At 46.0% G+C, this 21,886-nt stretch carries 19 protein-coding genes and 14 tRNA genes; 29 read left to right on the top strand and 4 right to left on the bottom strand.

The features are described from left to right. Position 1 precedes the first annotated feature (1 nt). Complete coding sequence (prfA, locus tag R2S67_RS15160; RefSeq protein ID WP_006743330.1) at positions 2 to 1,090, bottom strand: peptide chain release factor 1; 1,089 nt, start codon at positions 1,088 to 1,090, stop codon at positions 2 to 4. A 29-nt stretch (positions 1,091 to 1,119) separates the two neighbouring features. Beyond that, complete coding sequence (hemA, locus tag R2S67_RS15155) at positions 1,120 to 2,376, bottom strand: glutamyl-tRNA reductase (protein ID WP_005384104.1); 1,257 nt, start codon at positions 2,374 to 2,376, stop codon at positions 1,120 to 1,122. 161 nt (positions 2,377 to 2,537) lie between these two features. Here hemA and lolB point away from each other — a divergent pair, with 161 nt between their 5' ends. The 19 genes from lolB to R2S67_RS15060 all read left to right on the top strand — a co-directional run bounded on the left by lolB (position 2,538) and on the right by R2S67_RS15060 (position 8,791). Continuing rightward, positions 2,538 to 3,149: a lipoprotein insertase outer membrane protein LolB gene (gene lolB / locus R2S67_RS15150; protein ID WP_005393172.1), complete on the top strand. Its 612-nt coding sequence runs from the start codon at positions 2,538 to 2,540 to the stop codon at positions 3,147 to 3,149. Further along, positions 3,146 to 4,018 carry a 4-(cytidine 5'-diphospho)-2-C-methyl-D-erythritol kinase gene (ispE, locus tag R2S67_RS15145; protein WP_046874292.1) on the top strand — a complete coding sequence of 291 codons (873 nt, stop codon included), beginning with the start codon at positions 3,146 to 3,148 and terminating at the stop codon, positions 4,016 to 4,018. Before lolB ends, ispE begins: the two co-directional genes overlap by 4 nt. A gap of 27 nt (positions 4,019 to 4,045) precedes the next feature. Beyond that, complete coding sequence (locus tag R2S67_RS15140; RefSeq protein ID WP_005393176.1) at positions 4,046 to 4,990, top strand: ribose-phosphate pyrophosphokinase; 945 nt, start codon at positions 4,046 to 4,048, stop codon at positions 4,988 to 4,990. 150 nt (positions 4,991 to 5,140) lie between these two features. After that, positions 5,141 to 5,731: an aminoacyl-tRNA hydrolase gene (gene pth, locus R2S67_RS15135; RefSeq protein ID WP_005384112.1), complete on the top strand. Its 591-nt coding sequence runs from the start codon at positions 5,141 to 5,143 to the stop codon at positions 5,729 to 5,731. 10 nt (positions 5,732 to 5,741) lie between these two features. Next, positions 5,742 to 6,833: a redox-regulated ATPase YchF gene (ychF, locus tag R2S67_RS15130; RefSeq protein WP_005393178.1), complete on the top strand. Its 1,092-nt coding sequence runs from the start codon at positions 5,742 to 5,744 to the stop codon at positions 6,831 to 6,833. A gap of 283 nt (positions 6,834 to 7,116) precedes the next feature. Then, positions 7,117 to 7,193, top strand: a tRNA-Met gene (locus R2S67_RS15125). A gap of 40 nt (positions 7,194 to 7,233) precedes the next feature. Next, positions 7,234 to 7,318: transfer RNA gene (locus tag R2S67_RS15120), tRNA-Leu, on the top strand. A gap of 32 nt (positions 7,319 to 7,350) precedes the next feature. Further along, positions 7,351 to 7,425 (top strand) — tRNA-Gln (locus tag R2S67_RS15115). Positions 7,426 to 7,502: 77 nt separating this feature from the next. Continuing rightward, a tRNA-Met gene (locus R2S67_RS15110) sits at positions 7,503 to 7,579 on the top strand. A gap of 54 nt (positions 7,580 to 7,633) precedes the next feature. Then, positions 7,634 to 7,718: transfer RNA gene (locus R2S67_RS15105), tRNA-Leu, on the top strand. A gap of 30 nt (positions 7,719 to 7,748) precedes the next feature. Next, positions 7,749 to 7,823: transfer RNA gene (locus tag R2S67_RS15100), tRNA-Gln, on the top strand. A 53-nt stretch (positions 7,824 to 7,876) separates the two neighbouring features. Continuing rightward, positions 7,877 to 7,961, top strand: a tRNA-Leu gene (locus tag R2S67_RS15095). A 30-nt stretch (positions 7,962 to 7,991) separates the two neighbouring features. Then, positions 7,992 to 8,066: transfer RNA gene (locus R2S67_RS15090), tRNA-Gln, on the top strand. A gap of 53 nt (positions 8,067 to 8,119) precedes the next feature. Beyond that, positions 8,120 to 8,204, top strand: a tRNA-Leu gene (locus R2S67_RS15085). 22 nt (positions 8,205 to 8,226) lie between these two features. Beyond that, positions 8,227 to 8,303 (top strand) — tRNA-Met (locus tag R2S67_RS15080). 46 nt (positions 8,304 to 8,349) lie between these two features. Next, positions 8,350 to 8,434 (top strand) — tRNA-Leu (locus R2S67_RS15075). Between the two features lie 29 nt (positions 8,435 to 8,463). Next, positions 8,464 to 8,548 (top strand) — tRNA-Leu (locus R2S67_RS15070). Positions 8,549 to 8,578: 30 nt separating this feature from the next. Continuing rightward, positions 8,579 to 8,653, top strand: a tRNA-Gln gene (locus R2S67_RS15065). A 53-nt stretch (positions 8,654 to 8,706) separates the two neighbouring features. Continuing rightward, positions 8,707 to 8,791 (top strand) — tRNA-Leu (locus R2S67_RS15060). Between the two features lie 135 nt (positions 8,792 to 8,926). On the opposite strand, the gene R2S67_RS15055 is transcribed toward R2S67_RS15060, so the two are convergent. Further along, on the bottom strand, positions 8,927 to 10,105 hold the full coding sequence (locus tag R2S67_RS15055; protein ID WP_258508421.1) for a 2-octaprenyl-3-methyl-6-methoxy-1,4-benzoquinol hydroxylase: 1,179 nt from the start codon (positions 10,103 to 10,105) through the stop codon (positions 8,927 to 8,929). A 257-nt stretch (positions 10,106 to 10,362) separates the two neighbouring features. Here R2S67_RS15055 and miaB point away from each other — a divergent pair, with 257 nt between their 5' ends. The 5 genes from miaB to lnt all read left to right on the top strand — a co-directional run bounded on the left by miaB (position 10,363) and on the right by lnt (position 15,981). Then, positions 10,363 to 11,787, top strand: a complete 1,425-nt coding sequence (miaB, locus tag R2S67_RS15050) for a tRNA (N6-isopentenyl adenosine(37)-C2)-methylthiotransferase MiaB (protein ID WP_005391310.1) — start codon at positions 10,363 to 10,365, stop codon at positions 11,785 to 11,787. 73 nt (positions 11,788 to 11,860) lie between these two features. Beyond that, positions 11,861 to 12,958, top strand: coding sequence for a PhoH family protein (locus R2S67_RS15045; protein WP_317345429.1), 1,098 nt, complete (start codon positions 11,861 to 11,863; stop codon positions 12,956 to 12,958). A gap of 2 nt (positions 12,959 to 12,960) precedes the next feature. Beyond that, a complete protein-coding gene (gene ybeY / locus R2S67_RS15040) occupies positions 12,961 to 13,425 on the top strand; it encodes an rRNA maturation RNase YbeY (protein WP_182036856.1) in 465 nt (154 codons plus the stop codon). A 105-nt stretch (positions 13,426 to 13,530) separates the two neighbouring features. Continuing rightward, complete coding sequence (corC, locus tag R2S67_RS15035; protein WP_005384118.1) at positions 13,531 to 14,430, top strand: CNNM family magnesium/cobalt transport protein CorC; 900 nt, start codon at positions 13,531 to 13,533, stop codon at positions 14,428 to 14,430. A gap of 33 nt (positions 14,431 to 14,463) precedes the next feature. Beyond that, complete coding sequence (gene lnt, locus R2S67_RS15030) at positions 14,464 to 15,981, top strand: apolipoprotein N-acyltransferase (RefSeq protein ID WP_317345428.1); 1,518 nt, start codon at positions 14,464 to 14,466, stop codon at positions 15,979 to 15,981. Between the two features lie 84 nt (positions 15,982 to 16,065). Here lnt and R2S67_RS15025 read toward each other — a convergent pair whose 3' ends face one another. After that, positions 16,066 to 16,536 (bottom strand): zinc ribbon-containing protein, encoded by a 471-nt coding sequence (locus tag R2S67_RS15025; protein ID WP_005373024.1) that lies wholly within the window; start codon positions 16,534 to 16,536, stop codon positions 16,066 to 16,068. Positions 16,537 to 16,689: 153 nt separating this feature from the next. Here R2S67_RS15025 and leuS point away from each other — a divergent pair, with 153 nt between their 5' ends. The 5 genes from leuS to rlmH all read left to right on the top strand — a co-directional run bounded on the left by leuS (position 16,690) and on the right by rlmH (position 21,861). Continuing rightward, positions 16,690 to 19,263 (top strand): leucine--tRNA ligase, encoded by a 2,574-nt coding sequence (gene leuS / locus R2S67_RS15020; protein WP_317345426.1) that lies wholly within the window; start codon positions 16,690 to 16,692, stop codon positions 19,261 to 19,263. A gap of 152 nt (positions 19,264 to 19,415) precedes the next feature. Next, positions 19,416 to 19,955 carry an LPS assembly lipoprotein LptE gene (lptE, locus tag R2S67_RS15015; RefSeq protein ID WP_005373019.1) on the top strand — a complete coding sequence of 180 codons (540 nt, stop codon included), beginning with the start codon at positions 19,416 to 19,418 and terminating at the stop codon, positions 19,953 to 19,955. Between the two features lie 5 nt (positions 19,956 to 19,960). After that, positions 19,961 to 20,980, top strand: coding sequence for a DNA polymerase III subunit delta (holA, locus tag R2S67_RS15010; RefSeq protein WP_124008591.1), 1,020 nt, complete (start codon positions 19,961 to 19,963; stop codon positions 20,978 to 20,980). A gap of 88 nt (positions 20,981 to 21,068) precedes the next feature. Then, complete coding sequence (gene rsfS, locus R2S67_RS15005; protein ID WP_005373015.1) at positions 21,069 to 21,386, top strand: ribosome silencing factor; 318 nt, start codon at positions 21,069 to 21,071, stop codon at positions 21,384 to 21,386. A gap of 4 nt (positions 21,387 to 21,390) precedes the next feature. Then, positions 21,391 to 21,861, top strand: coding sequence for a 23S rRNA (pseudouridine(1915)-N(3))-methyltransferase RlmH (rlmH, locus tag R2S67_RS15000; protein ID WP_017821762.1), 471 nt, complete (start codon positions 21,391 to 21,393; stop codon positions 21,859 to 21,861). The last annotated feature ends 25 nt before the right edge of the window (positions 21,862 to 21,886 follow it).

Raw genomic sequence — 21,886 nt, 5'->3', positions numbered from 1 at the left:
ATTAGCCGTTCTCTGCGAGCGCCGCAAGTTGGTCTGCTTGGTGCTCTTGAATCACAGGATCAATCAAGCTCTGCAGGTCACCTTCCATCACTTCGTTCAAACGATAGATGGTTAGGTTGATACGATGATCAGACACACGACCTTGTGGGTAGTTGTAGGTACGAATACGGTCACTGCGGTCACCAGAACCTAGAAGGTTACGACGTGTATCAGACACTTCTGCGGCACGACGTTCTTCTTCCGCTTGAACGATACGAGCAGCAAGAACTGCCATCGCTTTCGCTTTGTTCTTGTGCTGTGAACGCTCGTCCTGACACTCTACTACCGTACCCGTTGGTAAGTGGGTAATACGGATTGCAGAATCCGTGGTGTTAACGTGCTGACCACCCGCGCCAGACGCACGGAACGTATCGATTTTCAGGTCTGCTGCTTTGATTTCTGGCAGATCCGCCTCTGGGATTTCCGCCATCACCGCTACGGTACATGCAGAAGTATGCACACGGCCTTGGGATTCAGTTGCAGGAACACGTTGCACACGGTGACCACCAGACTCAAACTTCAGTACGCCGTACGCACCGTCGCCGCTCACTTTTGCGATCATCTCTTTGTAGCCACCGTGTTCAGCTTCGTTTGAAGACATCACCTCGATGCGCCAGCCACGCTTTTCTGCGTACTTGCTGTACATACGGAATAAGTCACCCGCGAAAATACCCGCTTCGTCGCCACCCGCACCAGCGCGAATTTCTAGGAAACAGTTACGATCATCGTTCGGATCTTTTGGCAGAAGAAGAATCTGTAGCTCATCAGTAAGACGCTCAATAGTCGCTTTCGCTTCTTTGATTTCTTCTTGCGCCATTTCACGCATTTCTTCGTCGTCTTCGTTTGCCATCTCTTCAGCGGCGACAAGATCTTCTTGCGCTTGTTGATAAGCTTGGAAGCACTTGGTTACTTCTTCTAGCTGAGAGTACTCTCTTGATAGAGCACGGAATTTGTCCTGATCTCCAATAACATCAGGATCACCAAGAAGATGTTGAACTTCTTCGTAACGTTCTACTAGCGTTTCTAGCTTAGTCAGAATAGAGGCTTTCATAGTGTCGTTTTCTTAATAAAAAGCGTGAGTTATAGATCATCCAAGCCGAGTGTCTGGCGGATAATCGTTAATTTTGCTGGTTCGCCTTGCTCTGCCGCACTTTGCAGTGCGCGAGTTGGGGCGTGAATCAGTTTGTTGGTGAGTTTATTACTCAGCTCGCGCAGCACTTTCTCCGGATCTGCGCCCGCCGCTAAAGATTGCAAACTTTTGCTCAGTAACTCTTCACGAATTTCGTTGGCTGATTTGCGATAGTCGCGAATACTATCGACGGCTTGCAGTGAACGCAACCATGTCATAAACGCAGCGCTTTCTTCACTAACAATCGCTTCAGCTTGAATCGCTTCGACTTTACGCTGCTCAATGTTGCTGTCGATGATAGATTGCAAGTCATCAACAGAATACAGATATGCGTCGTTCAGTTCACCGACTTCCGACTCTACATCTCGCGGCACCGCAATATCGACTAACAAGATAGGTTGATGTCGGCGCTGCTTCAGAGCCGTTTCGACCATACCTTTGCCAATAATAGGCAATGGGCTCGCCGTTGAGCTAATCACGATATCCGCTTTCGCCAAATGTTCAGGAATTTCGTTCAAACTGATCACTTCTGCGCCAAATTGATCCGCTAAGCCTTGCGCACGCTCTTTAGTGCGGTTCGCGACAATCATTTTTGTGCAGCCGTTGGATGCTAAATGCTTTGCGACCAGTTCAATCGTCTCTCCCGCACCAACCAAAAGCACGGTTGAATCAGATAACGACTCAAAAATATGTTTTGCCAATGTACATGCGGCATAAGCCACGGACACAGCATTACCGCCGATATCTGTTTCTGTTCTCACACGCTTGGCGACTGAGAACGTCTTTTGAAACAGTTTATCAATTGAAGCATCGACGGCTTGATGATCTCGCGAGTCAGAAAATGCTTGCTTTACCTGCCCCAAAATTTGAGGCTCACCCAACACCAGAGAATCTAGCCCGCATGATACGCGCATCAAATGCTTAATTGCGGCTTGTTCTTCATGCACATACAAACTCGGCATTAAATCTTCGCGGCTCACTTGATGAAACTGAGCAAGCCAATCGATCAACTTGTTTCGCGCTCCTTGCTTAACATCGCAGTACAACTCAGTTCGGTTACAGGTTGAAACAATCACACTGCCGTTAACCGCTTCGTGCTCTCTAAGTTGCTCGAGTGCAGGGCCGAGTTTATCCGGACCAAACGCCACCTTCTCTCGCAAGTCGACAGACGCTGTATTGTGATTGATTCCAATAGCAAGCAAGGACATCTAACGTGGTATCTCTGGGATAGGTTATAAAATAGGTCCAGAATTTTACTGTAAGCACGCATTTATTGAAAGGGTAAGCCGGATTTGTTTTCCTAACTGCGACTTTTCAATGCTATAGTTGTGAGCGATTCCCGACGAAACTGATTAATAAGCCATCAAACATGACGTTACGCTCCTTTATTCTTTTTTTCTTGTCGAGCTTACTGCTCGCTGGTTGTTCCTCCGTTCCTGAAAGTGTTACCAGCGTTGAATGGCAAGCTCATGAGCAACGACTCGAGACCATCCAAGATTTTCAAGCAACGGGAAAACTTGGTTATATTGGCCCAGACCAAAGACAAAATTTAAATTTCTACTGGAAACATTCTTCAGCACTAAGCCAGTTGCGTTTAACTACGATTCTCGGACAAACGGCATTAAAGCTCACCATCACCCCACAAGGTGCCACAGTAGAAACTTACGACGATCAGGTCCTTTCCTCTCGCAGTGCAAACCAGCTAATTTACCGTCTTACGGGGTTAATGATGCCCGTTGAACACATGCCTGACTGGCTATTAGGCCTACCGACCGATGCCGACAAATTCCAATTGTCCCCAACCAATACACTGCAAGCGTTAAACAAACAAATTGGTTTAAATGATTGGCGTATTGCTTATCAACGGTATGGCGATGTTCAATGGCATGAGCAGTCTCTACCACTGCCAAATAAGCTGAAACTCACCACTGCTGACGTCAAAATAAATCTAGTGATCACAAAATGGAACATCACCCAATGATCGAACTTTCAACCCGCTGGCCATCACCAGCGAAATTGAATCTCTTTCTATACATCAACGGTCGCACAGAAAATGGCTACCACGAGTTACAAACCTTATTCCAATTCGTCGATCACGGCGATGAGCTCACCATTCAAGCAAACCATTCTGGTGATATTACGATTTCTCCAGATATAGAAGGTGTGCCTCTTCAAGACAATTTAATTTGGAAAGCAGCAACCGCACTTCAAGCATACTCAGAGTGCCCTTTTGGCGCACATATTGAGCTACAGAAAGTGCTACCTATGGGTGGGGGCATTGGTGGGGGCTCATCGAACGCGGCTACAGCATTAGTGGCACTGAACTACTTATGGCAACTGAATCTAACTGACGATGAACTGGCTGAAATTGGTTTAAAACTGGGCGCAGACGTGCCCGTGTTTGTGCGCGGATTTGCAGCTTTTGCTGAAGGTGTTGGCGAGAAACTCTCCCCCGCTTATCCCGAAGAAAAGTGGTATTTAGTCGTCAGACCGAATGTTTCTATCGCAACCGTCGACGTTTTTTGTCATCCAGATCTAACGCGAAACACCCCAAAACGAGATCTAGAAACACTTTTAAATACACCAAGCGTAAACGATTGCGAAAAAATTGTACGAATGCTCTACCCAGAGGTTGATAAGCAACTTTCTTGGCTGCTACAATACGCGCCGTCAAGATTGACGGGGACAGGATCTTGCGTTTTTGCTGAATTTTCGAGCAAATCTGAAGCAGAAACTATCCTTGCACAACTCTCTGATAAAGTCTCGGCATTTGTCGCTCAAGGGCGCAATATTTCGCCATTAAAAGAGACTTTGGCTGAATACCAATCAGCCTCACACCGACCTATTTAAACTGGACGCAAACCCGAGGTTTCCACCGTGCCTGATATGAAGCTATTTGCTGGTAACGCAACACCTGAACTAGCCCAACGTATTGCTGATCGTCTTTACATCTCTCTTGGTGATGCATCTGTTTCTCGCTTTTCTGATGGCGAAGTTGCAGTTCAAATCAATGAGAATGTTCGTGGTAGCGATGTTTTCATCATTCAATCCACTTGTGCACCGACTAACGACAACCTAATGGAATTGGTTGTTATGATTGATGCAATGCGCCGTGCTTCAGCAGGCCGTATCACTGCAGTTATCCCTTACTTCGGCTACGCTCGCCAAGACCGTCGTGTACGTTCTGCGCGTGTGCCAATTACTGCAAAAGTTGTTGCTGATTTTCTATCTAACGTTGGTGTTGACCGCGTTCTAACTATCGACCTACACGCAGAGCAAATTCAAGGCTTCTTCGATGTACCTGTAGACAACATCTTCGGCACGCCAGTGCTACTTGAAGATATGCAGGCTCGCGGTCTAGATAACCCTGTTGTGGTATCTCCTGACCTAGGTGGCGTTGTTCGTGCTCGCGCAACAGCAAAAGCACTAGGCGACATCGACATCGCAATCGTAGATAAGCGTCGTCCACGTGCAAACGTTTCTGAAGTAATGAACCTAATCGGTGATGTTGAAGGTCGTGACTGTGTGATCGTTGATGACATGATCGACACAGGTGGCACACTATGTAAAGCAGCTGAAGCACTAAAAGAGCGCGGCGCTAAGCGTGTATTCGCTTACGCTACTCACGCTGTATTCTCAGGCAACGCTGCGGACAACATCAAGAACTCAGTTCTTGACCAAGTTATCGTAACTGACTCTATCTCTCTATCTAAAGAGATGGCTGCAACAGGCAAAGTGACAACACTAAGCCTATCTCGCATGCTGGCTGAAGCGATTCGTCGTATCAGCAACGAAGAGTCAATCTCTGCAATGTTCAACTAATCCGAACATTTCAGTTACACTGATTTCAAAAGCACCCCTCTTTGGGGTGTTTTTTATTTGTACTGATAACCAGAAAATCCCTTGGTCGCCCACTGTGAGAATTCTGTGCTATCATACTGCGCTTTTTGAGATTCCAGAGAGATCCTAACCTTGAGTCAACAAATCAAACTTCTTGTTGGTCTTGCTAATCCAGGACCAGAATACGCCAGAACTCGTCACAATGCGGGCGCTTGGGTTGTAGAAGAATTAGCACGCGTTCACAACGTTACACTGAAGAACGAACCAAAGTTTTTTGGTCTAACAGGACGCATTATGGTCAATGGCCAGGATCTCCGTTTGCTTATCCCAACCACCTTCATGAATCTATCAGGTAAATCGATCGCAGCGCTTGCGAAATTTTATCAAATTAAACCTGAAGAGATCATGGTTGCTCATGACGAGCTAGACTTACCGCCAGGTGTCGCTAAGTTTAAAAAAGGTGGGGGTCACGGTGGACACAACGGTCTGCGTGACACCATTAGCAAACTGGGCAATAACAAAGATTTTTATCGTCTTCGCATTGGCATTGGTCATCCGGGACACAAAGATAAAGTGGCGGGTTTTGTATTAGGTAAAGCGCCAGCTAAAGAGCAAGAGCTTTTAGATGCAGCAGCTGATGAGGCTGTTCGTTGTCTAGATATCCTGATTAAGGATGGCCTATCTAAAGCACAAAATCGCCTCCACACGTTCAAAGCTGAATAAGGTTACTATCATGGGTTTTAAATGTGGCATCGTTGGTCTACCTAACGTAGGTAAATCAACTCTGTTCAACGCACTAACTAAAGCGGGTATCGAAGCAGCAAACTTCCCGTTCTGTACCATTGAACCAAACACTGGTGTGGTTCCTGTGCCAGATCTACGTCTAGACGCACTAGCTAAGATCGTTAACCCACAGAGAGTTCTTCCAACGACGATGGAGTTCGTGGACATCGCTGGTCTTGTTGCTGGTGCATCACGTGGTGAAGGTTTAGGTAACAAATTCCTAGCTAACATCCGTGAAACAGACGCGATTGGCCACGTTGTACGTTGTTTTGAAAACGAAAACATTGTTCATGTTTCAGGTAAAGTTTCACCTATCGAAGATATCGAAGTGATCAACCTTGAACTTGCAATGGCTGACCTTGATTCTTGTGAGCGAGCGATTCAACGTAACGCGAAGAAGGCAAAAGGCGGCGATAAAGACGCAAAATTTGAACTAACCGTACTAGAAAAACTATTACCAGTACTAACTGAAGGCGGCATGGCACGCACAGTTGAGCTATCTAAAGAAGAGTTAGCAGCAATCGGCTACCTAAACTTCCTTACACTGAAGCCAACTATGTACATTGCAAACGTAAACGAAGATGGTTTCGAAAATAACCCATATCTAGATGCGGTTCGCGAGTTCGCAGAAAAAGAAAACAACGTCGTTGTACCTGTATGTGCAGCTATCGAATCTGAACTATCTGAACTAGAAGATGAAGATCGCGAAGAATTCCTAGCAGATATGGGGATCGAAGAACCGGGACTGAACCGTGTAATTCGCTCTGGTTACGAGCTACTAACTCTACACACTTACTTCACGGCAGGTGTTAAAGAAGTACGTGCGTGGACAATCCCTGTTGGTGCAACTGCGCCTCAGGCGGCAGGTAAGATCCACACTGACTTCGAGAAAGGCTTTATTCGTGCAGAAGTAGTCGGTTACGATGATTTCATCCAATTCAATGGTGAAAATGGCGCAAAAGACGCAGGTAAATGGCGTCTAGAAGGTAAAGACTACATCGTAAAAGATGGTGATGTTGTACACTTCCGCTTCAATGTTTAATTAAATGAATGAATTTTAAACACTTCATTCACACTAAAAGCCAGCTGCTAAGCTGGCTTTTTTAATACCTTAAGTAAATGAGCAAAAATAAATTACCTAACTGCAAGCTAATTTATTTCCAGTTTTAGATCATAAACACGCCTCTTTGTTTAAAAAGGAAGCGAACGAGGTTTTTTCCGAAATTTATTAAAAAAAACTGTTGACGGATCTCACTCAACTTCGCATAATGCGCGCCGTTCCCAACGACAAGGCAACAAAGCGTTGAGAGCAAAAATATGGTTTTGGCTACGTAGCTCAGCTGGTTAGAGCACATCACTCATAATGATGGGGTCACAGGTTCGAATCCCGTCGTAGCCACCATTCCTAAGTGTTCTTTTTATCAGAGCAATTAGGAATAGATGCGGAAGTGGCGGAATTGGTAGACGCACCAGATTTAGGTTCTGGCGCCGCAAGGTGTGAGAGTTCAAGTCTCTCCTTCCGCACCATATTTCAAATAGTCATTGTGACTATTGCCTGCAGGTCTATCGCCAAGCGGTAAGGCAGCGGCTTTTGATGCCGCCATTCCCTGGTTCGAATCCAGGTAGACCTGCCATTATTCAAGTGAGATTCCTTTATAAAAGGGGTTGTCACTGAGAGCGTGAAGGTTTATATTGTCTCGCTCCAAAAGATGGCTACGTAGCTCAGCTGGTTAGAGCACATCACTCATAATGATGGGGTCACAGGTTCGAATCCCGTCGTAGCCACCATAAACAACGTTATTTAGGTTTTTACCAATTACCTTGATAACTACAGAATAAGTTGCGGAAGTGGCGGAATTGGTAGACGCACCAGATTTAGGTTCTGGCGCCGCAAGGTGTGAGAGTTCAAGTCTCTCCTTCCGCACCATTATTAAAGTCTCTTGTATTAGAGCAATGTAGGGCTATCGCCAAGCGGTAAGGCAGCGGCTTTTGATGCCGCCATTCCCTGGTTCGAATCCAGGTAGCCCTGCCACATACAATGATATTAAGATTTTACCAATTATCTTGATATCTACAGAWYAAGTTGCGGAAGTGGCGGAATTGGTAGACGCACCAGATTTAGGTTCTGGCGCCGCAAGGTGTGAGAGTTCAAGTCTCTCCTTCCGCACCATTATTTAAGTCTCTTTTATTAGAGCAAAGTAGGGCTATCGCCAAGCGGTAAGGCAGCGGCTTTTGATGCCGCCATTCCCTGGTTCGAATCCAGGTAGCCCTGCCAYATACAATGATATTGAGATTTTACCAATTATCTTGATATCTGCAGATCAAGTTGCGGAAGTGGCGGAATTGGTAGACGCACCAGATTTAGGTTCTGGCGCCGCAAGGTGTGAGAGTTCAAGTCTCTCCTTCCGCACCATTCTTGATCAAARKTTTAAAATGGCTACGTAGCTCAGCTGGTTAGAGCACATCACTCATAATGATGGGGTCACAGGTTCGAATCCCGTCGTAGCCACCATTGATTGGATTGCTAGCATAAGCTATCAGTCACGTAGATTTAAGATGCGGAAGTGGCGGAATTGGTAGACGCACCAGATTTAGGTTCTGGCGCCGCAAGGTGTGAGAGTTCAAGTCTCTCCTTCCGCACCATCTTAAATTAATCTACACTATCAGAATACGCGGAAGTGGCGGAATTGGTAGACGCACCAGATTTAGGTTCTGGCGCCGCAAGGTGTGAGAGTTCAAGTCTCTCCTTCCGCACCATTCTTGAAGTCTCTTTTATTAGAGCAAAGTAGGGCTATCGCCAAGCGGTAAGGCAGCGGCTTTTGATGCCGCCATTCCCTGGTTCGAATCCAGGTAGCCCTGCCATATACAACGATATTGAGATTTTACCAATTATCTTGATATCTATAGATTAAGTTGCGGAAGTGGCGGAATTGGTAGACGCACCAGATTTAGGTTCTGGCGCCGCAAGGTGTGAGAGTTCAAGTCTCTCCTTCCGCACCATTATCGGAAAACCCAGCATTACTTTGCTGGGTTTTTTCTTTTTTTGGTTCTGGACTCGGGAAATCATTAGATTTGCCGAATTAAAAAAGCGAGCTCATGGCTCGCTTTTTTTCTATCTGTGGATTGAGTAACTTACTACATACCTAAAGCGTATTTCAGTACTTGAGCCTTGATCGGTCCTGAGTTTTCAGCAAACTTCAATGCAGCATTACGTACAAACTTCAATGGCCCAAGGTCGTTGCTAAAACCTTTATAGAAAAAGTCCATGCCAGTCTGCATGAGTAAGTTGTCAGGTCGACGTGCACGTTCGTATTTCGCGAGTAAGGCATCTTCCAGCTGTTCTTTGTGTTCTGTTACCGAAAGGAGAACGTCTACATCTTTGAAGCCTAAGTTTACCCCTTGCCCTGCAAGCGGGTTAATCGTATGGGCAGAGTCACCCACTAACACGCAATTTTTGCTTGAGTAGCTTTGCGCATGACGACGAGTGAGTGGGAATGAGCCAAACTGTAAAACTTCAATATCGCCCAATTCAGCAGGGAAATGACGTAAGATTTCTTCCCTTAGTTGAGGTTTACCCATCGCACACAGTTGTTTAATGCGTTTTGGCGAGTCATACCAAACCAACGAACCTTGGCCTACTTCTTGACCGTCTTCATTAGTCAAAGAGCACAAAGGTAAAAATGAACGCGGGCCTGAAGGAGTAAATTGTTGCCAAGTGATATCTTGCTGTGGCAATTCTGTTTTCACGTTAATCAACATGCAGTGTTGTCGGTAATCCCACGCAGTCACACCAATTCCAGCCAATTGACGAACTTTAGAGTTTGCACCATCAGCACCAATTACCCAGTTAGCTTCAAACTGCACCCCACTTTCTAGTGTCACAAGGTTTACATCTGCAAACTCAATGTCTTTTAATCGCTCGGGACACATCACGGTTAGATTGTCATACTGAGAGAAGACTTGCCAAAGACCTAATTGGATTAGGCGGTTTTCAACGATATAACCTAGCTGCTCCAATGACAGTTCATCAGAGTGAAAACGAGTACGGCACTCCGGGTGCTCCCAAGTTTCTAAACGCCGATAAGGGCAAACTCGCATACTTTTAATTTCTGACCATGCGCCGAGTGAATCAAGTAACTCCACCGACTGGTGCGAAATCGCAGATACGCGAATATCCATCGCCTGAGCGGCATCAAAAGCTTTGGGTTTTGCACCTTCAACCAAGACAACGCTTCTGCCCTGCTTGGCAAATCCAACAGCGACGGCTGCCCCAACCATACCGCCACCGATCACGGCGATGTCATACTTGTTCATTTTTTACTCTTCATCGTGCTGATTAATTGGCGTTTTTTATTGTACTTTCCATGGCTATTTTTACAAAATTGTTTAACAAAAAACCTTGTTCTGCATAGGGCGAAAAACTAGATTTCATCAGGCTTTGCAGAGAATTAGCCAGATCACTAGTCAGGTGCTTTTTAAAGCAGTACAATACGCCGCTTACCGCCGTGATGGCGGCTATAATTTGAGCAATAGCTCTCCAATTTAAGTACAACTGAACGAGCGAAAGTGAGATGAGTAAGAAACTGCTAATTAAAACCTGGGGCTGCCAGATGAACGAATACGATTCATCAAAAATGGCCGACCTGCTTAATGCTGCAAACGGCTACGAGCTGACGGAAGAGCCAGAGGAAGCAGACGTACTTCTACTTAACACCTGTTCGATCCGTGAAAAAGCGCAAGAGAAAGTTTTCCACCAGCTTGGCCGCTGGAAAACACTAAAAGATAAAAAACCTGGCGTAGTTATCGGTGTAGGTGGTTGTGTAGCAACGCAAGAAGGTGACCATATTCGTGAACGTGCACCATACGTCGACGTTATTTTTGGCCCACAAACTCTGCACCGCCTACCTGAGATGATCAAACAATCTCAGTCGGATGACGCACCAGTTATGGACATTTCGTTCCCAGAGATCGAAAAGTTCGACCGCCTACCAGAGCCTCGCGCTGAAGGTGCGACAGCATTCGTTTCTATTATGGAAGGCTGCTCGAAGTACTGTACTTACTGTGTCGTACCGTACACTCGTGGTGAAGAAGTAAGCCGTCCAATGGATGACGTGCTGTTCGAAATCGCACAGCTTGCTGAACAAGGCGTACGTGAAGTAAACCTACTGGGTCAAAACGTAAACGCGTACCGCGGTCCAACACACGACGGTGAAATCTGTTCATTTGCAGAACTGCTTCGTTTGGTTGCGTCTATCGATGGTATCGACCGTATTCGTTTCACAACGAGCCACCCGCTAGAATTCACTGACGACATCATCGCGGTTTACGAAGATACGCCAGAGCTTGTGAGCTTCCTGCACTTACCTGTGCAAAGTGGTAGTGACCGTATCCTAACTATGATGAAACGCCCTCACACCGCTATCGAGTACAAGTCGATCATCCGTAAACTGCGTAAAGCTCGTCCTGATATTCAAATCAGTTCAGACTTTATTGTTGGTTTCCCTGGTGAGACAGACAAAGACTTCCAAGACACCATGAAGCTAATCAAAGATGTAGACTTTGACATGAGCTTCAGCTTCATCTTCTCTCCACGTCCAGGTACGCCAGCAGCGGATTACCCTTGTGATGTATCAGAACAAGTGAAGAAAGAGCGCCTTTACGAACTACAGCAAACTATCAATGCTCAAGCGATGCGTTACTCTCGCTTAATGCTTGGCACAGAACAACGTGTTCTAGTTGAAGGTCCTTCGAAGAAAAACCTAATGGAACTGCGCGCTCGTACAGAAAACAACCGTGTAGTAAACTTTGAAGGTAGTGCAGACCTAATTGGTCAGTTCGTTGATGTGAAGATCGTAGACGTATTTGCGAACTCACTGCGTGGTGAGCTAGTACGTACTGAAAAAGACATGGATCTTCGTAGTGTGATTTCCCCAACGCAGATGATGGCGAAAACACGTCGCGAAGATGAGCTGGGTGTAGCTACTTTTACGCCATAAGCTCGTATAAATAGCCATGGAGAGCCTGGTCGTTATCAGGCTCTCATTAAGTGGCAAAAAATGAGAGGCAACATTGAGTAATAAAATCGTAACTCTAGAAATTAACCTAGAACCTTCCGACAACCGCCGACTTGCTAGCCTGTGCGGTCCATTCGATGACAACATCAAGCATTTAGAACGTCGTCTAGGCGTTGAAATTAACCACCGTAGTGACCATTTTACAATTGTCGGTAAACCTCATACCGCATCAGCTGCGCTGGATATCCTGAAAACTCTGTATGTTGATACCGCGCCTGTACGAGGTGAGATCCCAGACATTGAGCCTGAACAGATCCATCTAGCAATTAAAGAGTCTGGTGTTCTTGAGCAGAATACTGAGTCTAATATCGAGCATGGTAAAGAAGTCTTCGTCAAAACCAAGAAAGGTGTGCTCAAACCACGTACGCCAAACCAAGCACAGTACTTGGTTAATATGGTCACGCATGATATTTCTTTTGGTATTGGCCCAGCTGGTACAGGTAAAACTTATCTTGCTGTTGCAGCAGCAGTTGATGCACTAGAGCGCCAAGAGATCCGTCGTATTCTATTGACGCGCCCTGCGGTTGAAGCCGGTGAGAAACTGGGCTTCCTACCTGGTGACTTAAGCCAGAAAGTCGACCCATACCTACGTCCACTATACGATGCCCTATTTGAAATGTTGGGCTTTGAGCGCGTAGAGAAGCTGATTGAACGTAACGTGATTGAGGTAGCCCCTCTTGCTTACATGCGTGGTCGTACTCTAAACGACGCTTTCATCATTCTTGATGAGAGTCAGAACACCACGGTTGAGCAGATGAAGATGTTCCTAACGCGTATTGGTTTTAACTCTCGCGCAGTTATCACTGGTGACGTCACGCAAATCGACTTACCTCGTGGTGCAAAATCAGGTCTTCGTCATGCTATTGAAGTATTAAGCGAAGTCGACGACATCAGCTTTAACTTCTTCTTAGCAGACGATGTTGTACGTCACCCAGTGGTTGCTCGTATCGTTAACGCGTATGAGAAGTGGGAAGCACAAGACCAGAAAGAGCGTAAAGAGTTCGAGAAGCGTCGTCGTGAAGAACGCGATGCGAAGTTACTAGAAGCAGCAAAAGCTGAACTGAATGCACAAGTTGCTTCCACTAAGGAATAATCATGGCGATTGAACTTGATCTGCAACTGGCAGTCGAAAATGAAGAAGGGCTGCCTTCGCAGCAAGATTTCCAATTGTGGCTAGATAAGACGATTCCTCTCTTCCAGCCACAAGCCGAAGTGACCATTCGCATTGTTGATGAACAAGAAAGTCACACGCTTAACCATGAGTATCGTGGTAAAGATAAACCGACTAATGTGCTGTCTTTTCCATTTGAAGCTCCTCCGGGTATGGAAATAGATTTACTTGGCGACTTAATTATTTGCCGCCAAGTCGTTGAAAAAGAGGCAATTGAACAGAACAAGCCTCTGTTAGCACATTGGGCGCATATGGTTGTACATGGCAGCTTGCATCTGCTAGGTTATGATCATATCGAGGATGACGAAGCCGAAGAGATGGAGTCCCTCGAAACCGAAATCATGCAAGGTATGGGCTATGAAGACCCTTACCTTGCTGAAAAAGAGTAGCCATTGGCTATTCAGCAGGGAAAGGCGAACCACCTAAATGATTCTCGTGTTCGCCTCTCTATGTGTGCTATCACACTTCTGATAGCGTTACTTAATTGAGAAACAATGAACGAAGATAATTCTCCCTCTTCTAACGAAGATAAGAAAGAAAAGGCAGAAGGTCCGAGTAGAAAGTCCTTCTTTGAGCGTCTAGGTCAATTATTTCAGGGCGAACCAAAAGATCGCCAAGAGCTTGTGGATGTTATCCGTGACTCTGAAGTCAATGACCTGATTGACCATGACACCCGCGATATGCTTGAAGGTGTTATGGAAATCTCCGAAATGCGCGTGCGTGACATTATGATCCCGCGTTCGCAAATGGTTACGGTTGAGCGTACTCACGACCTTGATACCTTGGTTGCCTTGATTACCGATGCTCAACACTCTCGCTACCCTGTGATCAGCGAAGATAAAGACCATGTGGAAGGCATTCTTCTTGCGAAGGACTTACTTAAATACTTAGGCTCAGGCAGTAATCCATTTGATATCGAAGAAGTTATTCGACCAGCCGTTGTGGTACCGGAAAGTAAACGCGTTGATCGACTGCTGAAAGAGTTCCGTGAAGAACGTTATCATATGGCCATTGTTGTCGATGAATTCGGTGGTGTTTCTGGTCTTGTGACCATTGAAGATATCCTTGAAGAAATCGTCGGGGATATCGAAGATGAATTCGATGAAAGCGAAGAGACAGACATTCGTAAGCTTAGCAAGCATACGTTTGCTGTCAGAGCGCTGACAACCATCGAAGAGTTTAATGAGACATTTGGAACTAACTTCAGCGATGAGGAAGTAGATACCGTTGGTGGCATGGTCATGACTGCCTTTGGTCACTTACCTTCTCGTGGTGAACTGGTTGAAATTGAAGGTTACAACTTCAAAGTCACCGCTGCCGATAACCGTCGTGTCATTCAACTCCAAGTGACGATCCCAGACGAAGAAACCCTGGTTGAAGCCACTCAAGAGTAACGCGATACCCATTGGGAATCTCAGAAAATTATAATGATGAATGAACTCTTTCATCGCCTCAAGCGGCCCTTAGTGGCCGCTTTTGTTGGCGCCTCTACTACGCTCGCTTTTGCACCTTACCAGTTGTGGCCTATTGCCATTCTTAGCCCAGCTATTCTACTGATTCTTCTTGCTAACCAAACACCGAAACGCGCACTGTGGATTGGCTATGCTTGGGGGTTAGGTCAATTTGCAACTGGCGTTAGCTGGGTGTACGTCAGTATCTCCGGCTTTGGTGGCATGCCACTGATTGCTAATTTATTTTTAATGGGCTTGCTTGTCGCCTACTTGGCTGTTTATTCAGGCTTATTTGCCTGGCTAAACAACAAACTCTTTCCTCAATTTACGCTCACAAAAGCGCTTCTCGCTGCGCCCGCTTTATGGCTAATCAGTGATTGGTTGCGTGGTTGGGTGATGACCGGCTTCCCGTGGCTATGGCTAGGCTACAGCCAGATTGATGCTCCACTAGCAAGCTTTGCGCCTATCGGTGGCGTGGAACTGCTCACTCTGTTTATCCTTATTAGTGCGGGGGCATTAGCCTATGCTTGGGTTCATAAACAGTGGCTGATGGTGATTATTCCTGCGGTATTACTCAGCACAGGCTTTGGGATTCGAAACTACGATTGGGTAACACCTCGACCAGAAGACACGACTAAGCTCGCGCTGATTCAAGGTAACGTTGACCAAAACCTTAAGTGGCTGCCAAGCCAACGTTGGCCAACCATCATGAAATACGCCGATCTCACTCGTGAAAACTGGGACGCTGATATTATCGTCTGGCCAGAAGCTGCAATTCCTGCTTTTGAAATTGAAGTGCCTTCATTTTTGAGCAATATCGACAGCGCAGCAAAAATGAATAACAGCGCAATCATCACTGGTGTCGTCAACCAAGCTGAAGATCGACAGTTCTACAACAGTATCCTATCCCTTGGCATCACACCATACGGTGACTACAGTTTCGACTTGAGCGAACGCTACCATAAGCATCACTTGTTACCGTTTGGTGAGTTTGTTCCATTTGAAGATATTTTGCGCCCATTAGCGCCATTCTTTAACTTGCCGATGTCGTCGTTTAGCCGGGGAGCTTTTGTGCAGCCCAACATCGTTGCGAATGGCATGCACATGGCACCAGCGCTTTGCTATGAGATCATCTTTAATGAACAAGTGCGTCAAAATGTGACTGACGAAACGGACTTCATTCTAACGTTATCAAACGACGCATGGTTTGGTCACTCTATCGGCCCTCTTCAGCATATGGAGATCGCCCGTATGCGTGCCTTAGAATTAGGTAAACCGCTCATCCGCTCGACTAACAACGGATTAACAGCGGTAACCGATCACAAGGGAAAAATCGTTGAGCAAGTACCGCAGTTTGAAACTGCAGTGCTACGCGCAGAGCTCACCCCAACCAATGGGAAAACGCCATATCGAATCGTAGGTACTTGGCCATTGTATATTTGGGTGGGATTAAGTTTAGCGCTGGCTTTCGGTTTAAGAAGAAAACAGAGCTGATAACAGCTTAAAAGTAGAAAAGACAAAAAAGAGGCGACCAAGCCTCTTTTTTATTCATTGCATTATACAGTCGTTACGCGCCATTTATGGCTTTAATGACTGGCGAGTAAAGCCTTTGTGACCACATTTAATACACGGAATGATTACAGTTGGGTGGTTATACGTTGTCTTGTGACCACACTCATCACAGACCAAGGTACCTAAGCCTATCACCTCTCCTGCTTCATATAGCCCTTGATGCTCTAAGTCATCGAACAACTCAACCCACTCAACTTTAGTTCGGTCTGTAATCTCTAACAGCCCTTGCCATATCGAATCCGCAATCGTTAAGTAAAACGGACCACTTTTACTGTCCTCGTAACTCTCTGAAAACTCTTTTAAGTCTGCTTTAAGGTACGCTTTGATTAAAGCCAATTCATCTTTGGTCAAGTCATTAGCAGCATCCACCACTTTGCCCGACGTCTCAATCGCTTTGTTAACTTCTTCCGGACTGTGCTTCAAGGTTTCAATCACATCCTCGAGCATTTCCTCATAACCTGTTTTACGTTTAGGCATAACTGACCTCCATCTTTCTCCTACCTGCGTCACTTAAGGGCGCATGGGTACAGATTGGCTATTGTTGTGATCCCTAGCTTTAGGTATTCTATGACGATCTATTTAAGTCTGTTCTAACCGAACTCACAAATTCCAAGATAACGGATACCATCGATGCAAGAACAATACAACCCACAAGATATTGAACAAAAAGTTCAAAAGCACTGGGATGACAACAAAACCTTTGTTGTAAGCGAAGACCCAAATAAAGAAAAATTCTACTGTCTATCCATGTTCCCATACCCAAGTGGTCGACTGCACATGGGTCACGTGCGCAACTACACTATCGGTGATGTAGTATCTCGTTTCCAACGCCTACAAGGTAAAAACGTGATGCAACCAATCGGTTGGGACGCATTCGGTCTACCTGCAGAAAACGCAGCAGTAAAAAACAAAACTGCACCAGCACCTTGGACTTACGAAAACATCGAATACATGAAGAACCAACTTAAGCTTCTAGGCTTTGGTTACGATTGGAACCGTGAATTCGCAACATGTACGCCTGAGTACTACCGCTGGGAACAAGAGTTCTTCACTAAACTTTACGAGAAAGGTTTAGTTTACAAAAAGACGTCTTCTGTTAACTGGTGTCCTAACGACCAAACTGTTCTTGCAAACGAGCAGGTTGAAGACGGTTGTTGCTGGCGTTGTGATACGCCTGTAGAGCAAAAAGAAATCCCTCAATGGTTCATCAAAATCACTGAATATGCTCAAGAGCTACTAGACGACCTAGACAAGCTTGAAGGTTGGCCTGAAATGGTGAAAACCATGCAGCGCAACTGGATTGGCCGCTCTGAAGGCGTTGAGCTGAAGTTTGAAGTTAAGGGTCAACAAGACCTAGAAGTTTACACAACACGTCCAGATACGCTAATGGGTGTGACTTACGTGGGCATCGCAGCCGGCCACCCTCTTGCAGCCCTTGCCGCAGAGAACAACCCAGAGCTTGCAGCGTTTATCGACGAGTGCAAGAACAACAAGGTTGCAGAAGCTGAGCTAGCGACAATGGAGAAGAAAGGTATGGCAACTGGCCTTACTGCTATTCATCCATTGAACGGCCGCGAAGTACCAGTTTACGTAGCAAACTTCGTACTGATGGACTACGGTACAGGCGCGGTAATGGCAGTACCTGCACACGACCAACGTGACTACGAGTTCGCAACGAAGTACGGTCTAGACATCGTGCCAGTTATCAAGCCTGCTGATGGCAGCGAGCTAGACATCTCTGAAGCGGCATACACAGAGAAAGGTGTACTGTTCGATTCAGGTGAATTCGACGGCCTAGAATTCCAAGCGGCGTTCGATGCAATTGCAGCGAAGCTAGAAGCAGAAGGCAAAGGCACTAAGACTGTAAACTTCCGTCTGCGCGACTGGGGTGTATCTCGTCAACGTTACTGGGGCGCACCAATCCCAATGGTAACGACTGAAGACGGTGAAGTTCACCCAGTACCTGCTGACCAACTACCAGTGATTCTTCCAGAAGACGTGGTAATGGACGGCGTAACCAGCCCAATCAAAGCAGATAAAGAATGGGCGAAGACCACATTCAACGGCGAACCTGCTCTACGTGAGACAGATACGTTCGATACGTTCATGGAATCTTCTTGGTACTACGCGCGTTACTGTTCACCGCAAGCAGACGACATCCTAGATCCAGAAAAAGCAAACTACTGGCTACCAGTAGACCAGTACATCGGCGGTATCGAGCACGCTTGTATGCACCTACTGTACTCACGCTTCTTCCACAAGTTGCTACGTGACGCGGGCTACGTAACGTCTGACGAACCGTTCAAGCAACTACTGTGTCAAGGCATGGTACTGGCAGACGCGTTCTACTTCGAGAACGAGAAAGGCGGTAAAGAGTGGGTCGCTCCAACAGACGTAGCCGTTGAACGTGATGGTAAAGGCCGCATTACTTCTGCTAAAGACACTGAAGGTCGCGATGTAAAGCACTCAGGCATGATCAAGATGTCTAAGTCTAAGAACAACGGTATCGACCCTCAAGAAATGGTAGACAAGTACGGCGCTGACACAGTACGTCTATTCATGATGTTCGCGTCTCCAGCAGACATGACGCTTGAATGGCAAGAGTCTGGCGTAGAAGGTGCGAATCGCTTCCTGAAACGTGTTTGGAAACTAGTGAAAGAGCACACAGCGAAAGGCGCAGCAGAAGCAGTAGATACCGCAGCGCTTTCTGGTGATCAAAAAGCACTTCGCCGTGACGTTCACAAAACTATCGCGAAAGTGACGGATGATATCGCTCGTCGTCAAACATTCAACACCGCGATCGCAGCGATCATGGAGCTGATGAACAAACTAGCGAAAGCGCCTCAAGAATCTGCGCAAGATCGTGCAATCCTTGACGAAGCACTGAAAGCTATCGTTGTCATGCTTTACCCTATCACTCCGCATATCTCATACGAGCTATGGGCAGCACTAGGTGAAACAGACATTGATAACGCGGCATGGCCGACGTTTGACGAAAAAGCGCTAGTTGAAGACGAAAAAACTATCGTTGTTCAAGTTAACGGTAAGCTACGTGCGAAGCTAACAGTTCCAGCAGATATCTCTAAAGACGATATCGAACAGCTTGGTCTAAACGACGAAAACGTGGTTAAGTTCACTGATGGCCTGACTATTCGTAAAGTCATTTACGTTCCAGGTAAACTGCTGAACATCGTTGCAAACTAATCACAGCTTGCAATTTGTCTCTGTTTAGCGAACTTATTTGTTAACCAAGAGTCATTAAACAGGGTAGTTCGCTACCCTGTTTATTTACCTCAAACCATTCACATGAGTGGTTTAAGGTAAATAACCCCTTCAATTTAGGATGAATACAATCAATGCGCTTTTTCTCTTTGATTAAACTACCAGTGGTATTGGTATTAGCGGGGCTTCTTTCTGCCTGTGGTTTTCACCTTCGCGGCGAGTATTCCGTACCGGAAGAGCTGCACACTATGTCTTTCTCCAGCTACGATGAATACAGTGAATTAACTCGCTATGTTCGCTCTCAACTCGAACTGAACAAAGTTGAACTTGTTCAACCATCATCGACTGTACCCAACCTTCATTTGACGGAAGCGACTATCGATGAGCGTACACTGTCTCTGTATCAAAATAGCCGTGCAGCAGAAAAAGAGCTGACATACGTAGTAAAATACCGTGTGACGATTCCTGGCTATGGCTCTAAAAACTTTACGACAACAGTAAACCGCAACTACCTAGACAACCCGTTGACGGCACTTGCAAAATCTGTTGAACGTGACGTAATTGAAGACGAGATGCGCTTGCAAGCTGCAAAACAGATGATGCGCCAGTTGGGTCGTATTCGCGCCGAATATGAAGCAGGACAAATCTCTGAGCCAGCGAATACAAACTCTTAATCACTATGCGAATTTATGCCGATAAATTAACGGATCATTTAACTAAACACGTTAAACAAGTTTACCTAATCTTTGGGAATGAGCCGTTACTGATTCAAGAGAGCCGCCAAGCAATTCAAAAGGCAGCGTTTCAACAAGGTTTTGAGGAAAAACACCGTTTTGCGGTAGACGCAAGCATCGACTGGAATCAAGTTTACGATTGCTTCCAAGCGATGAGCCTGTTCTCAAACCGTCAATTGATCGAGCTTGAAATCCCAGAAAGTGGCGTGACAACAGCCGTCAGCAAAGAGCTGCAAACACTGTGTGATATGCTGCATGATGACATCATGCTCGTCATTGTTGGTAGCAAACTGACCAAAGCCCAAGAAAATGCGAAATGGTTCAAAGCATTAAGCTCAAAAGGCGACTGGGTAAGCTGTTTGTCGCCAGATCTACAACGCTTACCTATGTTCATTCAGGCACGTTGCCGCGCGTTGGGCCTAAAACCCGATCAACAATCACTGCAAATGTTGGCCCAATGGCATGAAGGTAACCTGTTTGCATTGTCACAAAGCTTAGAGAAATTGGCCCTACTCTACCCGGATGGTGAGCTGACCATCATACGTTTAGAGGAAGCCCTAAGTCGCCATAATCACTTCACTACGTTTAACTGGATCGACGCCTTACTGGCAGGTAAAGCAAACCGTGCACAACGTATTCTTCGCCAACTTGAGGCGGAAGGGGTCGAGACCGTGATCTTGATTCGAAGTGTACAAAAAGAGTTGAGCCAACTTTTAAATATGCATCAAGACTTAACTCAAATGGGAATGAACCAGGTATTTGAGAAATATCGAGTTTGGCAAAACAAGCGTCCACTCTATAACGCAGCACTGACCCGCTTATCGGCGAGTCGTATTTGTGCATTGCTCTCCTTGTTGGCTCAAGCAGAGATAAAAGCCAAAACTCAATATGACGAGTCTGTATGGCCAACTATTCATCAGTTGAGCTTAGAAACCTGCTCTCCTGATATTAAGCTGGCAATTTAAAAATCAAAGCGTGATATAGTGCGCGACCTGTTTTGCAAGCAAGAATGTAAAACACTGTAGAGATAAGAGACAAACCGAGGAAAACCGAGTGCTTCGCGAAGAACTGAAAGACTTTTTAGCTGATAAAGCCGACGACATGAAAGCGGAAGACATTATCGTCCTAAACGTGGAAGATAAATCAAGCGTTACAGATTACATGATCATCTGTACTGGCACATCCAAACGCCACGTTTCATCCATCGCTGACCACGTTGCAACAGAAGTGAAAAAAGCCGGTCTTGAGCCACTAGGAATGGAAGGTGAAAACGAAGGTGAATGGGTAGTCCTAGATATGGGCGACGCCATGCTTCACGTGATGCAAGAAGAGCACCGCGAACTCTACCAGCTAGAAAAACTCTGGGGTTAATCTTTTGAAAATTCAACTAATTGCTGTTGGCACAAAAATGCCAAAATGGGTTGAGGAAGGCTTTCAAGAATATCGTCGCCGTTTCCCACATGATATGCCATTGGAGTTGATTGAAATCTCTGCTGGCAAACGTGGAAAAAATGCCGATATCGCTCGCATCCTGCAAAAAGAAGGTGAAGCGATGCTCGCTGCGGTACCAAAAGGCAACCGTATCGTCACGTTAGATATCCCAGGTAAAAAATGGGACACTCCTCAACTCGCTGAGCAGTTAGAAGCTTGGAAATTAGATGGCCGTGATGTATCAATCTTAATCGGCGGTCCTGAAGGACTCGCTCCTGCATGCAAAGCTGCAGCAGACCAAAGCTGGTCATTGTCTGCCTTAACGCTACCCCACCCTTTAGTGCGTATCGTAATGGCAGAAAGCTTGTACCGAGCGTGGAGCATCACCGCGAACCATCCTTACCACCGCGAATAATCGTTGTTTAACTTTAGAGCCAAGC

It is taken from the genome of Vibrio sp. T13N, assembly GCF_032970445.1.
GTDB lineage: Bacteria > Pseudomonadota > Gammaproteobacteria > Enterobacterales > Vibrionaceae > Vibrio > Vibrio diabolicus.
The sequence above is the reverse complement of the archived record's forward strand: the minus strand, read 5'-3'. Positions and strand labels throughout refer to the sequence as shown.